Here is a 16172-nt window from a genome sequence, read left to right on the forward strand (position 1 = left end):
TGCAGGAATCGGGTGACGAATTAATCAATGAAATAGCTGCTAAACGCAACATTTACCCCCCAGTCATGAACTTGAATAGTTCTTGCCCTGTTATTAGACGACATAACAAAATACAATAATCATGATATCATATAGCATGATTACTGTATAAACCTTGTTTGTTAATATAATCTTGTACGGAAGGCGGAATCAAACCATTACAGGCACGTCCTTCTCGATAACGCGCCCGAATGTCGCTGGAGGAAATGAAAATTTCCGGCGTTTCCGCGCAATAGATTAGCCCTGCAGGCTGCTCATGCAATTTCTGCGGATCTCTGGTGAGGCGGCTAGAGAACCAAAAATTATTGCGTTCATCGTCTAGCTCATCACCATAGCCTGGACGAGCACAAACGAGCAGATGACAAAAATCCGGCAAAGCTAGGCCGCAGTACCATTGAGGCAGGGTAAGCAGCGAATCCTGACCAATAATGAAGCCCAGAGGTGCATCATGGCCATATTCATGACGCAAATCTTGAAAAGTATCTAACGTTCGGGATATCGTTGATCGGCGTAGTTCACGATCATCAATGGTAAACAACGAGTTTGGTAGCTCCGCTATGGCTAGGCGCACCATCGTTAGACGCTGCTGCGCTCCCGCTACCGGCTGCATCTGGTGCGGCGGTACGTGGTTCGGTAAGAAGATCACTTGCTGCAAGTTAACAAGGCGAGCTAGTGAAATAACGGACCACAAATGGCCGTAGTGGATAGGATCGAAGGTACCGCCGTAGAAAGCAGTTAGAGCGCTTTTAGACATCAAGCATCACCAAGGGAAACATTTTGCCGCATAACAAGAGAGTTAACGCGTTCAGATCAGACCAGACGGGATCACCATAATTTTGCTTCAGAGCTAATTCAATTTTGATGATTAACGCTAACGCTTCTCGCAACTGCGGCAGGGCAATACGCGCTAACACCTGAGTCAAGAGCAGTTGACGATTCTGCGAGACCTTATCGCGATCAAATAGCGACCGCATCTGGGCAGCAGTTATTTGACGTTTTAGCTTCAACAACTGAAGGACTTCTCGCTGAATACTGCGTAGTAATATCAACGGATCCACAGCTTCCAGCCGTAACTGACGTAGAATGCGTGCTGCGCGTCTACTTTTTCCTGCAAGCACAGCGTCGACCCAGTGAATTGGGGTAAAGTGCGCGGCGTTGTTCACCGCATCTTTGACCCGCTGCAGTGTTAAACTGCGGTCGGGATAAATCAGCGATAATAGTTCAAGTGCCTGGGACAGCGCTAGTAAATTACCCTCGTAGCAATAGCATAGCACTTGGCAGGCGGCATCATCCAGCGTTAGCTTCATGTTTTTGGCGCGCCTTTTTACCCAGAGATCTAGCTGCTCCTGTTCCGGTGTATCGCAGCTTACCAATACAGACCCTGAACTAAGAGCTTTAAACCAGGGACTCTTCTCCAAGACGCGGGTCAGGCTGATACCGCGTAGTATCAGCAGCAAATCCTTATGTAACAATGCTGCCAATTGAAGTAATTTTTCTCCCATTACAGCTTGAATGACGCCATCAGGCAGGACAAGCAATAGCGTCTGACGAGTAGCATAGAGATGACCAGTTTGACACAATCCGAAGACTGTGTTCCAGTCGGAACGAGCATCTAGTGTGATGCTAAAATGTTCATTGAAATGTTCTTTCTGTGCCTGGTAGAGAATGCTATCTTCGCTTTCCTGCAGCATCAGCGGATCGTTACCAAATAAAAAATAACAAGGGTGCAATGACTTTTGCAACTGCGCACCTAACTGCCCAGCATTAAGCCGTATCATAGAGCCGTCCTTAGTGACACTAAGTACACAATCCTGAGAATGCTGACACCTATGGTGACTACTAATAATGCTATTTTCATTTCGTGTTTAGCGCGTTATCATCGTCCTTGGTGGTATGGCATGATTAGCAATTTGCGGACTAGTTGCTGCGCCGCCTGCTGGCGCAATTCTTGTCTTATGCGCTCTTTTTCTGCATTTTTCGCAAGCGCTTTTAGGGGGTTATCAAAAAACACCCGAGAAACTTTCACGTTTATCGGGTAATAATCTTTTCCGGACATCAAAACCTGTGCTTGCACACTTAGTCTCATTTGATATTCGGCGGTATTACCGTCCTGGAATACCGCCGCGGGCACCTGACTTTCTGAAGAATTAACAATCTGCAGCGACGGCAGTGTATCATTCTTATCCTTGGCTTTGTCAAGCAACGTTAAATCTTTAAAGCGTAGCTCAGCGCGTACGGCACGAGTTAGTGATCCGTAAGGATCATAACTATCCAGTGTTATGGTTTTTATTTTTGTGGGCACCTGGGTGATGGCAACGCGCAGGTTACCGCTGCCTTTGGTCGTGGTAATAACCGCTAAACCTAATGTCAATATCAGTGCTAGAGTCCAATGTAGCACAAATCCTCCTTCTGTCACTCTACTACTAGGTTAAGCAATTTACCAGGCACATAAATGACCTTGCGTACCGAAGTCCCTTTCAGGTATTTCATGACTAGATGTTCCTTATAAGCGAGCTCACGAACCAATGCTTCGTCTGCGTCCGCAGGCACTGTAATTCTACAGCGCAGCTTGCCATTGACCTGAATGACTATCAGTTTAGCATATTCAACTATAGCGGTTTCGTCAGTAACCGGCCACGAAACGTTATCAATATCCCCTTCGCCTCCCAGTTCTGACCATAGCACGAAGCAGACATGAGGGGTGAACGGATAAAGCATGCGGACTACTGCCATTAGGGCTTCCTGCCTCAGGGCGCGATCCTGCTCAGCCAGCTGCGGTGCACGTGCCAGCTTGTTCATCAGCTCCATAATGGCGGCGATAGCGGTATTAAACGCCTGACGGCGACCGATATCATCAGTCACTTTAGCGATAGTTTTATGTAATTCGCGGCGTTGCGATTGTTGTTCAGCGTTCAAGACCGCTACGTCCAGACTATCTACTGGACCTAGCTGAACATGCTCATACACTATTTTCCACACCCGTTTCAAAAATCGATTAACACCTTCCACACCGGAATTTTGCCATTCTAGTGTCATTTCAGCGGGGGAGGCAAACATTACAAACAACCGCACAGTATCAGATCCGTATTTTTCTACCATCTCTTGCGGGTCGATACCGTTATTCTTCGATTTTGACATCTTTTTCATGCCGGTGTAAACTAGAGTATTACCCTTGAAATCGGTAGCTTTGACGAGGTGTCCTCGCTCATCGCGCTCCAAACTCAATTCCTCCGGAGGTACCCAAATACGCTCACCGCTGTTGTTAAGATAATAAAAAGCATCAGCTAATACCATACCTTGACACAGTAAGCGCTTAGCCGGCTCATCGGAGGTAACCAAGCCAGCATCGCGCAGCAGCTTGTGATAAAAACGAAAATACATTAGATGCATAATAGCGTGTTCGATGCCACCAACATACTGATCTACCGGCAGCCAATAATTTGCGGCAATAGGATCAAGCATGCCCCGATCGTAATCCGGGCAGGTATAGCGAGCGTAATACCAGGAGGATTCCATGAATGTATCGAATGTGTCAGTTTCACGCAGTGCTAGTTGGCCTCGGTAGCTGGTTTTGGCCCAATTAAGATCAGCTTTCAGCGGACTGTCAAGGCCATTTATCACTACATTTTCAGGCAAGGTAACTGGCAATTGTTCCTCTGGGGTTGTAACTAGAGTGCCATCTTCAAGCATCATCATCGGGATTGGCGCTCCCCAATATCGTTGGCGAGAAACTCCCCAATCTTGTAGGCGATAGTTTATTTTGTGCTCGCCGACGCCACGCGCCACTAAAACATCAGCAATTGCATTAAATCCTGCTTGGAAATCTAGGCCATCGAATTCACCAGAATTAAATAGCATCCCCTTGTGGGTCATAGCTTGAGTGCTGATCTCCGGCTTGCTGCCATCAGCGTTAAGTATAACTAGCTTAACGGGCAAATTATATTTGCGGGCAAAATCAAAATCGCGCTGATCGTGACCCGGTACCGCCATAATAGCACCAGTACCGTAATCCATCCGCAAAAAATCTACGATCCAAATCGGCAACATTTCACCGGTTAATGGGTGTAGTGCTTGCAGGCCGGTATTTATTCCTTTTAGTTGCATCACGTCTATGTTCGCTTTCACTACATTGATAGTACGACATTCCTGGATAAAATTGGCTACAGCCTGCTTGGACGACTCCGCTTGCAACGCAAGCGGATGATCAGTCGCTATCGCGACATAGGTGACGCCCATCAAAGTATCCGGGCGAGAGGTGTAAACCTTGAGTATCTCTTGGCTATCAGCAACTTGAAAGATAATTTCTATCCCTTCCGAACGACCGATCCAGTTACGCTGCATGGTTTTCACTTTTTCGGGCCAATGATCAAGTTTATCCAGATCATATAGTAATTCGTCAGCGTAGGCGGTGATTTTTAAAAACCACTGAGGTATTGCCTTAAGCTCTACCTTAGTATCGCATCGCCAGCAACAACCGTCGATTACCTGTTCGTTAGCTAGAACAGTATGGTCTTGCGGGCACCAGTTTACCGTTGCAGTTTTTTTATACACCATACCTTTTTCATATAGGCGGGTAAAAAACCATTGTTCCCAACGGTAATATTCAGGACGGCAAGTAGTAAGTTCACGATGCCAATCGTAGCCGAAACCTAGCAATTTAAGCTGGCTCTTCATATAATTGATATTGGCATAAGTCCATGGAGCCGGAGCAATATTATTTTTTAACGCGGCTTCTTCGGCTGGTAAACCAAACGCATCCCAGCCGATAGGTTGCAGAACGTTTTTGCCAAGCATACGCTGATAGCGAGATATTACATCGCCGATCGTGTAATTGCGCACATGCCCCATATGTAAGCGTCCGGACGGATAAGGAAGCATGGAGAGGCAGTAAAATTTTTCCTTATTAGGATCTTCAGTTACCCTAAATGTATCGTTTTTATACCAGTGCTGCTGGACTGTAGATTCTATTTCTTCCGGTCTATAAAACTCTTGCATGACAACTATTTACTCATTAAAATATATAATGTTTTTTGTACTAGTGGGGAACTATTAAAACACTATACTAACCGTAGTATAACTTATCAATGATATAATCAACAATACTCAGCGACCGGCTAAACTGTTTTGCCAATATTCAAAGTACGCGAGATACATCTGCCTAGAAATAAAAATCGATGGCTACAATGAGGGAAAGTTATCGATCGCACAAAGCCAAATAAAAAGCATAGACAAAATATTTGAATATCATCAATCACATCACTTATCTTAGAAACTAAGTAGTCAGTTTGGGCAACCGAGTGAGAAAATGATATCTAATCATAGATTATCATTTTACAAACCAGAGACCTTCCTCATCTTGACCGAATTCACTCTTTGATAAATTTCATAGCTAGTTTTTTAATTACGTACCTCTGCGGGTACAAGGTACGACAAAGTATAATGGACATTTCTACCGCGCTGGTAACATAATCACATATAAAGTTTTTAGGCTGGGAAGTTCCGACATATTACGATATATGCAATGATTAGCTATTTTGTGCACACAAAACCATATTATTCATGACAACTATCATGGTTTATTCCTTTTGGAATAAACTCTAACATGACAATCTACACTTCCATGGCACCGGGGGGTGATCTATGTACAGCTAACTCTCTATCGGTGCTAAGAACTTCTGCTAGCTGTTGAATAGTTCATATAGAAATATATGAACGTACATTACCAAATTAAACTTAGGCTACAGGGCATACTTTTTAACGAAAGCTTAGTTTTATACTCTCTATTCATACCATTGATCTGCGCTAGCGTTAAATAATTAATACTCTGATAAATCTTCAATTAATGAAGAGCAGCTAACATATTGCAATACCATATTAATTTTACTAAGTATCGGTATTAAATTAGTGCTTTTATAGCTAAAACTAACGCGTTAACGCAAGATACACCTTTTGCATAATAAATCTCTAGACCGTTAACATTTTTTATCAGTATCGATTTAACGTAGATTTAAAGGACATATAAAACTACTACAATCATCCTTGATTCAACTTGGTAACGTATTAATTTTCATCTGAAAATAATAATATAACTTTAAATATTACAGAAAATTATCTCACCATCTTTTTAAGTGTTTTAATAGTTTGGCAAGACTAAAGTCAATAACAAAACACAACAAACAGGCAAGCAAGTACCAATTGCTATTTACATAGCAGTCAAATAGTAGGCTTAATACGTAAGCTAGCAAGAAATATTCCTAAGTCGCACTACGACTTGCGTTAACAGCAACGTACTATTTAGCAGAAAATTTACTGGCAGTATTAATTAATATATAGACTGACAGTGAACATACCTAGCTAGTCCATGCGGGGGCAAAAGATTATCCACAGCCGATACTGACAATAACGACGCGGATGATTTTTGAAAAAAAGACGCTTGAAAGCGCAAAATGCATTTTTTTGCGAATATGGAGACAGATATTTACTTGTTGACGATCGCTCCATAATATATTTTGTGCAAAAAGAGCATTTGTAAAAACTTTAGTTGAATTTATTCATTCTATGCTTCATAATTTACCTTGGCAAGAGTACGTTCGTTAACACTATGCATGACCAACACAATCACGAATTTCATGAGCATATATATCCATGATAATAGTAGTAAATGATTAGTAGACGCAGGAAGAACATAGTTCAGCAAGGTACTTGTTTGCACCGCCATCTTGATTATACATCTTAACCATACCAGCGTTATAAAAAACCGACTAATTTTACAATGTTTGATTATGTCTAAAGATTATCAGCAAAACGATAATTTGATCGGGTGTTGAGCGGCAATGCATAATGTAGTTAAGCACTTACCTAGTCGAAAACATCTTCTAATGGTCTAAGATATTAAATTAAGAAAATGTACTAGTGCACACACAAAATACAGAAACACGCTACGTCAATAGCCGCAGATACACAGCCTAAAAATACAAAAAAACTAAGCTATATAGCTTAATTAGATCCTTAAACAAGTGCCATGAAAACCGGCAGCAGTATACATCACTACCACAGATATAAAATTAATTAATACATAATTAGTGTGTTTATTGCAGAACAAATCTATACAAAAGATATTAAATCTCAAACAATGACCAATTGTGCGAGATGCGGAGGATCCTCTAGAATTAGTAGTCATGATAAAAGTAATAACTTAGAAACAATACAACACGGTATAGTGAACTGAATTATTCACTATAATTAACTTAAACCAGTATTTATGTTATCAAGCAAAGTTGCTACAAACGTATATTTTGATTTCAATTTATTTTATCAGATAAAATCTTTTGACACAAAAACATCGGTAAAATAGCAAGCACTATCGTGAAAATTTATGCATAGCTCATATTGCTATGCTTCGGAAAATGGTTTTAGTTTGTTTATTTAAGCCTTTTATAAGCAATCAATCAGGCGGGGTAATCTTTACCGTTATTAGTTTACATCTTTATAGTCAGTTAACTTAAACGGGGATTTGATGAAATCAAAATATGAATAAATCTATATTTATATTCTTTATATATAAATATGCTAACCTATTCCGTACTATTTTTGCTAGATATCTCGAGACAAGATATAATATAGAACATCAATATGTTAAATAAAGTATCGCATTTGCGCAGTATATACTGCTTGACATTGATAGGCTACCATAGCCAGCTATGAAAGGCATTATTTATCATAAAAGCCATAGCGTGACAACCTTCCAGCATAAGGAACAAGTAGCCTTAATCCTTATGATTCTAATCATAAGGATTTTCTACTGGTTATTAATTGAGCAGGACTGCAAATGTGATTCTATCAATACGAAAAATGTTTGCACCCGAAACGTTACAATCGTTGATCAGGCTCTTTTCACCGTCAAACTAGTGTTTATAGTTAACACAATATCTAAAAGTTCACCTTAGTTTCAGATTGTTTATGGTAGAACCGCATGTAACATCATAAAAATAATGCGGTTAAATGATGCAATGTTCAGATAATATAATTGCATATTCAAAGAATCTAATTTAGGTTTAACAACTTCCACAATGACGTAAAATTGGTCCTGAAGGGACTGCGGTAATCTCCACAATTTATAAGAAAAAATAAATAATTTACGGGGGATATCACACTGATACTATTATTTTAATTTTTAAGTTTAGCCGTCAATTCTTAATCATGAGTCTGACTGCTAGTCAAATGGATCATCACTAGAATAATGCTAATTTGCGCATGTGCAAATTCCTGCTCTTTTACTGTGATTACCTTATCTAATATTTTAACATCTGGTATTTTACGTCGGTAGATTACCCTTAAATCCAAGATCAGCTTCAGCGTCTTGTTCATATAAGAACAGTAATATTAATTACACGTAACATTAATTAAATGACGCAATATTGCTATTGAAATAGATTACCACATGCGATAGCATCGCCGCACCGATAAGATCAAAAAAATAATTAATAACAATATTAATGCTAGATAAAATCATAGTAACGATATTGATAACTACCTCGATCAAGTGATCATTGTATCTAAAAATCTATCGTGAAGATAAATTAGCCTTAAAAAGGCTTTCTCAGAAAAATGAACAGATAATGAAAGCAAATATATAGCGGTATGCGCTTACGTAGATACGCGCTATTGCGATAGTTTATGCAGAGTAACGAACGCGCGCACTTTGAAAATATCTAAAGACTTTCGCAAACGTGAAAGGATCGTGCTGCTTGTTTCTTTTCTACAGATCGGCAAAGATGATTACTATAATCAATATTAATAAAAAATTCAGCGACTCTGATAACTACTAGTACGATACTTACTGGCACCACTTTCTTAGATAACTAATGCGCATAGTGCCTACTCTAAGACAATTTGTGTTCTTTTATTCACAAAACAGATTGCAAAACGCTCGTAATTAAAAACTTTAGGTGGGGAAGGAGTAATTCAGTAATTTGATTAATCCATTCAAAGAATTTTATCCCTTTGATCAGGATATTGTAACGTTTTATCGTTCTCCTTATGGATTAATTTTAGTTCACTTACCTTAGGGAACAAAAGTATTCATGGAGATCCTAAGTCACTTACGTTATAAAATTATATTTTTAGAACTATAAACTACTATGCAAAGTCATCTTAATCTTCAATTTGTTTATGTAGCATGCCGCGAGCTGAGGGACAGCATAATAGTCTCGTAACTATGCGTTATGTTAACACATAACGTTTATCAAGCAGTATTACGTTCCTAGGGTAGTTGACTACGATCACATACCAGCGCGGTCAATCCGGCCAGAAGTGTAAAAGTCCATAATCGCCAAGAGCCAGCTCGGGCGTAGGGAGTTAACCCCCGTGTCGGAATGACATGAACATTGAGCACATCACGAGTAAATTGCGGCAATTGTGCCTTTAGAGTCCCATCAGGGTTGATGACGGCGGTGATACCGTTGTTGCTGCTACGCAACAGCGGACGTCCTAGCTCCAGCGAGCGCATGCGTGCCATTTGTAAATGCTGCCACGGGCCTATGGAATCACCAAACCATGCATCATTAGACAAGGTTAAAAGAAAATCGGTGTCAGTGCAAAAATTATCCCGCACCTGACCGCCCAGAATAATCTCGTAACAAATAGTTGCGGTAAACTTAATATCAGCCACTTGTAGCTGCGGCTGCAAGTACTTTCCCTGACTAAGAGAGGACATAGGTAAATTAAATATCGGTGCCAATGGCCTAATAAAATTCTCTAAGGGTACTGTTTCTCCGAATGGTACCAAATGGTGTTTGTAGTAGCGGGCTATCGCTGGATAACGATAAGGTGTGTTTTCGCCCAATACAATGATGCTATTGTAATAATCGTAGCCGTTCAGTGTCGGGCGTGCTTCGATGATTCCAGTTATTAACCGAGTATGTCCTTGCCGCAATAGCTCATCAAGCCGGTTTAGAAACGAATCCTGAGCAATTTCAGCGGCAGGGATGGCCGATTCTGGCCAAATGACTATTTTTGCCTTGCCGAGAGCAGGCAGAGTACTTTGCATATAAATATTCATGATCTGTTTAATTTGACTGATCTCCCATTTCATGGATTGAGCAATATTGCCTTGCACTAATGCTACATCAATAGCCCGCGACGGCTGAGGCTGGTACCACTGCAAAAAACGCAACGGCCAAGGAAGCATCAACAGAGCTAACGCGCTAAGCGCTGGTAGTTGTTGTTGACGCGCCAGCGAAAAGACAAACAAGCCGCTGATCATCATCAGCATAAAGGTGATGGCTTGCACTCCAAAGATAGGTGCCATACCTTTTAGCGGTCCATCTATTTGACTGTAACCGAACTCCAGCCAGGGAAAACCGGTTAGCACCCAGCTGCGCAAAAATTCGGTAACCGACCATAGCACCGGCGCGCCAAGCGATAACTGCCATAGACTGGTACTCCGCCATAGTCTCGTCAGCAGAATGGCAAAAAGCATGGGATATAGCGCTAAATAAACTACCAGTACTACTACTAGTGTCACTTTTACCAGGCTAGTTAGACCTCCAAATTGCTCGATGCTAATATAGACCCAGTTAACGCCGGCGCCAAATAGGCCTAAGCCCCAAACAAAGCCAAGCCAACCAGCCTGCCAACCGCTGCGGTTGAGCGTGCTAGCCAGCAGGCCACCGAGAGAAATAATGGCCGCAAGCCAGAGATCGTATGGGGAAAATGCTAGAATACCGGAAGCGCCAGTAACGACTGCTAGCAATGCACGGAATCGCTGGCGTGCAAACAATGAGAGAATAACCATTGGATATTTAATCTTCTATGGTAAAATTCGATGCATTATTAGATAGTTTGACATACACCTAAATTATGAACTTGCTATCAGCTACTCTCCAATTTAAGATTATAGCTATGTCAATATTTATGGCTTTTCCGCACGCCAGTAAATAAATAAGGTTCTTGCATAACCAAGCCACCGATAGGATCTACATCATCGTCGCTGACATGCATATTTAATACCTTATTAAAATCGTTATGGCGCGAATGGTAAAGTAGTAGCAATTCAGTTAGCAGATATTTTGATCCTCTGGATCATTGTGTTCATATTCAATTTTACTGACTATAAGCTCCAGGATATTCTCTATAATCACCAGACCGAACTCGATACTGAGTTAATCTATTACGAATGGTTATATGATAAAGCTGAAAACAGAGCTACTTGCGCATGTGGTTCACCACCTGCTTGCTTTCTAACACTACGACCAATGAACACATAATCCTTTCAATATTAAAGATTTTGCGTGGGTAAATATGAACGGTAGCAAATTCTTGGCCAGCAAGATCTCTTACACATATCTTTATCTTCGATTATGAACAGGAAGCGAAAATAAGCTGATTTAATGATCACGTCCAAGCAATTCTTGAAAGAATTGATTTTCTTCAGTGTAACAATATGCAAACGAGGAATCATGATATGTTACACTAGCGGTGAAGGCAATATTTATGATTGCTCTAACATATTGCTGGTATATTGATCGATCAATTCATGATGTTCAGAATCCTAAATAACTACTTAAAATTAGTAAGGTTTTCAATTTAACATCAAATAACTGATGTGATATAATAATAAAGAAAACTTTTCTTTAAACTGTTGGTATCATTGCTCTTTATAGTTACCTAAAATGTTTAGTTAGTTCGACTATGAAATAATTAAAAGAAAGCTCGTTACGCCTTTGCTTTTATAAAATATGGATTCGGGTAGCCGAGTTTTCTCATTATGTCTATTTCTAATAATTCCATCTCTATAGTTTTTTTATTCAACATGTGATCATACCCTAACAGATGCAGAGAACCATGAATAACTATATGCGCCCAATGAGCCTCTAATGCTTTCTTCTGCTGCATCGCTTCTAGTTCCACGATCTGGCAACAAATGATCAGATCTCCTAACAGCGACAATTCCAACCATGGGGGAACTGCAAAAGGAAAGGACAATACGTTGGTGGGTCTATCTTTACCGCGGTAGGTAAGGTTAAGTGCACGACTTTCAGCTTGGTCTACCAAGCGCACAGTCACTTCTGAGTTATCGAAAAATAACGGTAACACTGCAAGAAGCCAGCGCAGAAAATCCTTCTCGGTCGGCAAATAGCGCACGTAATTGCAAGCCAGTTGCAAGTCTAATATCACTTTACTCATGCGTTATGTGATGCTCCATAAAGTCAGCGACCTGAGTTTTCTAGCGAAGCGCTGTTAGTCTAGTGTAGGTAATGGGGGTTTGTTATTAGAAGCGAGTTACTCTTTTCATTTATGGTCAGATAGTTATAGTATTCATAAAAACATTGACAATACACGCCACAATCGGTAGCAACCATGTCTTCGTAATAAAAGAAATTGAAGCTAATTTCATCGACTTTCTTAAGTATTTTTATAAAGTAACACAATTATTATTTCTGTTATACTAAAGATCTATCTACGTAACGTCTCTAATCATCACTGTTCTGGAATTAAGTCAGACAAGACTAAAATAGTCTTATCTGCTTCATAATAATGTGCTGACTATCTTTTAATATTAATTAAGGCATTACCGAAGTTTATACCCAGCGCATGTAAATTCAGTGGCGAGACTTAAATGAAATTGCGCACAATTAATTTTCCAACTTTAAAAGTTTAACATCTCAAAGAGCATAAATAAAGCAGAGCAGATAAGTTTTATAGATTTCAGTCAATCGATGCAAACAATAATGTCATAATTAAAAATTTGATTGATGTATTACGCTTAATTCGGACACAATATTTAGTGATAGTATGGTTAGTTTTTATATTCAATATGTGGCTATAAACGAACACATTTCGTTATTTGCTCAATAACCCGACTTTGTTTTATTTTTCAGCCAAATAAATTTACTTTGGCCCAATACTGGTGATTATGCTAAGTAACAGCACCATATTATATAATATATAAAGTGAGGTGATAATGAATGCGACAGCACTAGTTTACAGCGACTTACCACTTAAATTGGGTGTATATACTATAAAACCGATTGTTCTGAATACCTCACCAGCTTTTAAATTGCTTTATGTATCATCGTAACCCCTTCTTCAAGAAGACTAAATAGATAATTATTATGATGTGGGTTTATAGCGTAATTTTTTGGTTTTGACTTTTCAAATTTTCTTCTTGGCATACAATTATTACAACTTATTAAAACTATCAACCAGGACCAGCAACTATATAGTTAAATAATAAATCAAGTACTTTATATAATTTTATGAATAAATATCATTACATGTATATTGTAAGCACAATAAATGTAAAATACAATGTAACCAAGGCAACTAACTAAAAGCTCCAACAACAGCCTTCTCCTCCCGTAGGGGTGAGAAGGATAACGGGACTTATGGCTGTTAAATGCAAAACACCAAGTTTGTTATCTTTATTGATTAGAAAATACATAATTAACGCTGTGCTTTCTTCATGACTACTTCATGCCATTTAATCTTTTAGTTTGCAAAAAAACAATAGGCCAAATTATATACGTCATAGACGATATAGATTTAGAATTGACTAAACGATGACTATATCAGTGCGCCCAGACGATTACATCGCGTTTTGTGTGGATGTATATCATCCTAAAATATTGAACTGCCACACACATAAAGCGACTGAATTGCATGGTATGTTAGTTAACATAGTCTTGCAAAATGCGGTCCACTGTTTTATTACTCACTGGCATGATCTACCATATCAAGCAGCACAGGTGTATCAGAAATGTCATGGATGTCATGGATGTCATGGATGTCATGGATGTCATGGATGTCATGGTAAATAAAAAAAAAACTGAACCCATATTGCAATATGAATAACGGCGATATTGTTTTTATTTACTAAAATTCCTTCTGGGTTTTTCTGGATAAGAAAATAGAAAGTTAGAGTTTATTTAAATTTCTATACGCGACTTTGCGTATCTGACGAATAATTAATTTATATTTTAGTGCGACATGAGAGTGTATCATAATAGTTAAAATACGATTATAACCCGCTCTTTGTATCGGTAAATGCACAACACGTAACTATCTACGTGGTGTCGTGGGGACATAAGTCATATAGATACACTCTCAATAAAATATATCTGGTGATATATTAATAGTGGCTTACTTGCTTCCCTAGCGTAGGAATAAGAGACAAAAGCTGTAGTATTTGCTATATTTTATATATAATCTAGAAAAGAAGTTGTACTTTTACACTCGTTTATATGAACAAGTTACACTTTCAATTTCTGAGAAATTGAAAGCCTAATAAGCTACAGATGTTTAAAAATGATTAATCTTTGCTGACTTCGGCAACAAAGTGTACGGGTCTGCGACTAGAACATTGATATACACAATAATTAACTACACACGAATATAGCAGGTACCTTTCAGAAATCTATGACGCCGCTAATAACCAAATTTATTGAAGTTTTTGCAAAAATTCACTAGCTTGTTAACTGATAAAACAACTTACTCATTCGCTTTTCTCAAATGAAACTTGTTGTATTGAGAATACATAGCATCTGTTCTTCGAGATTGTTCATCAAATTGTGACCGTAGGTATTATCGATGATATTTTAGTCCTTAGCTTGGCTCGAAAGACTTACGTAAGCGTGTATTATAATTTTCTGCTGGTATTTGTACTCAAGGACGACCGGGTACAACGCATCTTTACATGGTAAATTTGTATTTTGATATTTTATAGAATGATTTTAAGTCATAGCACATTTATTATATAAAATGAAGACGAATGAAAAGTACTATGAAGTAGTGGTGGTCGGTGGAGGACTGGTTGGCTCGGTGGTGGCTTTGATCCTAGCCCAGGCAAGATTCCGAGTCCTGGTTATTGATCTGACCCCCCCCACCCTTGGAAAAGATGACGCATCACCAGATTTACGAGTGTCAGCAATCAGTTGTACCTCCGTGGCACTGCTGCGCCGTATCGGTGTCTGGCAACGCATCGGAGAAAAATTTTGTAGGCCGTACCGCCGTCTGGAAACTTGGGAGTGGTTGTCCTCAACAGTGACATTTGATGCCGCATTTCTGGGCCTGCCTGAACTAGGTTTTATGGTAGAAAACCGCCGATTGCATCAGGCTTTGTGGCAAAAATTTGCCGACTGTGACACGTTGACTATGCGTTGCCCCGCCACCCTTGATGCTATGACTCATGTGGGCGGCCGTTGGCGGTTAACGTTAAATAATGGCAGTAGGATTGCTAGCTTGCTAGTTGTCGGTGCTGACGGCGCGCAATCATGGGTGCGGCGACAATCGGGCATCGTGGCTAGTGGCTGGCAGTACCGCCAATCCTGTTTACTGATTAGTGCAAAAATAGAAGGCACTCAACAGGACGTGACCTGGCAAGAGTTTCATCCTACCGGACCACGGGCATTTTTACCGCTATACGACCAGTGGGCTTCTTTGGTATGGTATGATACCATTGCGCGTATTCGCGAATTAAATAAACTATCGCTAAAGGATCTGGAGAGAGAAATAACGGTAGCTTTTCCCGCGCGACTCGGCCCGGTAACCATACATGGTACAGCATCGTTTCCCTTGATGCGCTGGCATACCAGTGATTACCTAAAACCAGGGCTAGCGCTGATTGGCGATGCTGCGCATACCATTCATCCCCTAGCTGGACAAGGAGCTAATCTTGGTTTTCGTGATGCTGAAACGCTAGCAGAAGTGTTAATTAATGCTCGCTCTCGTAGCGAGCCCTGGGAGACGCTAGCGGTATTACAGCGCTACAAACTACGCCGGCGTGGTGATAACTTGCTGATGCAAACGGCAATGGATGCATTCCATAACATATTTAGCAGCAATCTACCAGCACTTATACTAGCACGCAATCTCGGCTTGATGTTGGCTCAGCGCGCTGGTAGTATTAAGCAATCGGTACTACGCTACGCTTTGGGGTTATGACTGCTTATTTCGGGACGGCCACAGTGGGAGATATTTATCATCGGGTCATCAGAATGATGAGATAACCTCGCGGTACCATTCTAGCAACCGATAATAATGTCTTATTGTTAATAGCAATACATGCTAACGTGAAAATTCAGTCTTTTCTATTGGCGACAGCTTCGCCAACATAGCTATTAGGAACATGCATT

9 protein-coding genes are annotated in these 16172 nt (G+C 40.1%); 2 read left to right on the forward strand and 7 right to left on the reverse strand.

The window, feature by feature from the left end; translation table 11 throughout:
- Positions 1-127: 127 nt before the first annotated feature.
- The 7 genes from nadD to ybeY all read right to left on the reverse strand — a co-directional run bounded on the left by nadD (position 128) and on the right by ybeY (position 12225).
- Entirely contained in the window at positions 128-793 is a 666-nt protein-coding gene (gene nadD / locus HBA_RS02785; RefSeq protein ID WP_097032494.1) for a nicotinate-nucleotide adenylyltransferase, read from the reverse strand.
- Positions 786-1817 carry a DNA polymerase III subunit delta gene (holA, locus tag HBA_RS02790; RefSeq protein WP_097032495.1) on the reverse strand — a complete coding sequence of 344 codons (1032 nt, stop codon included), beginning with the start codon at positions 1815-1817 and terminating at the stop codon, positions 786-788. The genes nadD and holA overlap by 8 nt, the downstream gene beginning before the upstream one ends.
- 98 nt (positions 1818-1915) lie before the next feature.
- On the reverse strand, positions 1916-2437 hold the full coding sequence (gene lptE / locus HBA_RS02795; RefSeq protein ID WP_097032496.1) for an LPS assembly lipoprotein LptE: 522 nt from the start codon (positions 2435-2437) through the stop codon (positions 1916-1918).
- Between the two features lie 14 nt (positions 2438-2451).
- Positions 2452-5034: a leucine--tRNA ligase gene (gene leuS, locus HBA_RS02800; protein WP_097032497.1), complete on the reverse strand. Its 2583-nt coding sequence runs from the start codon at positions 5032-5034 to the stop codon at positions 2452-2454.
- Positions 5035-8232: 3198 nt separating this feature from the next.
- A complete protein-coding gene (locus HBA_RS03620; protein WP_457920922.1) occupies positions 8233-8406 on the reverse strand; it encodes a hypothetical protein in 174 nt (57 codons plus the stop codon).
- Positions 8407-9301: 895 nt separating this feature from the next.
- The gene (gene lnt, locus HBA_RS02805; protein WP_097032498.1) at positions 9302-10834 is read right to left on the reverse strand and encodes an apolipoprotein N-acyltransferase; all 1533 of its coding nucleotides are present in this window, start codon (positions 10832-10834) and stop codon (positions 9302-9304) included.
- A 920-nt stretch (positions 10835-11754) separates the two neighbouring features.
- A complete protein-coding gene (ybeY, locus tag HBA_RS02810) occupies positions 11755-12225 on the reverse strand; it encodes an rRNA maturation RNase YbeY (RefSeq protein WP_097032499.1) in 471 nt (156 codons plus the stop codon).
- 1506 nt (positions 12226-13731) lie between these two features.
- Between ybeY and HBA_RS03525 the strand changes: the two genes are divergently transcribed.
- The gene (locus tag HBA_RS03525) at positions 13732-13893 is read left to right on the forward strand and encodes a hypothetical protein (RefSeq protein WP_157774259.1); all 162 of its coding nucleotides are present in this window, start codon (positions 13732-13734) and stop codon (positions 13891-13893) included.
- 906 nt (positions 13894-14799) lie between these two features.
- Positions 14800-15981 carry a 3-demethoxyubiquinol 3-hydroxylase gene (ubiF, locus tag HBA_RS02815; protein WP_097032500.1) on the forward strand — a complete coding sequence of 394 codons (1182 nt, stop codon included), beginning with the start codon at positions 14800-14802 and terminating at the stop codon, positions 15979-15981.
- The last annotated feature ends 191 nt before the right edge of the window (positions 15982-16172 follow it).

Origin of the sequence: Sodalis endosymbiont of Henestaris halophilus, assembly GCF_900161835.1 — a bacterium.
Classification (GTDB): domain Bacteria; phylum Pseudomonadota; class Gammaproteobacteria; order Enterobacterales; family Enterobacteriaceae.

What these genes read in the sequence shown, in the direction of transcription:
- nadD (WP_097032494.1), bottom strand. Translation starts at nt 793, where the DNA reads ATGTCTAAAAGCGCTCTAACTGCTTTCTACGGCGGTACCTTCGATCCT.
- holA (WP_097032495.1), bottom strand. Translation starts at nt 1,817, where the DNA reads ATGATACGGCTTAATGCTGGGCAGTTAGGTGCGCAGTTGCAAAAGTCA.
- leuS (WP_097032497.1), bottom strand. Translation starts at nt 5,034, where the DNA reads ATGCAAGAGTTTTATAGACCGGAAGAAATAGAATCTACAGTCCAGCAG.
- HBA_RS03620 (WP_457920922.1), bottom strand. Translation starts at nt 8,406, where the DNA reads ATGAACAAGACGCTGAAGCTGATCTTGGATTTAAGGGTAATCTACCGA.
- lnt (WP_097032498.1), bottom strand. Translation starts at nt 10,834, where the DNA reads ATGGTTATTCTCTCATTGTTTGCACGCCAGCGATTCCGTGCATTGCTA.
- ybeY (WP_097032499.1), bottom strand. Translation starts at nt 12,225, where the DNA reads ATGAGTAAAGTGATATTAGACTTGCAACTGGCTTGCAATTACGTGCGC.
- HBA_RS03525 (WP_157774259.1), top strand. Translation starts at nt 13,732, where the DNA reads ATGCGGTCCACTGTTTTATTACTCACTGGCATGATCTACCATATCAAG.
- ubiF (WP_097032500.1), top strand. Translation starts at nt 14,800, where the DNA reads ATGAAGACGAATGAAAAGTACTATGAAGTAGTGGTGGTCGGTGGAGGA.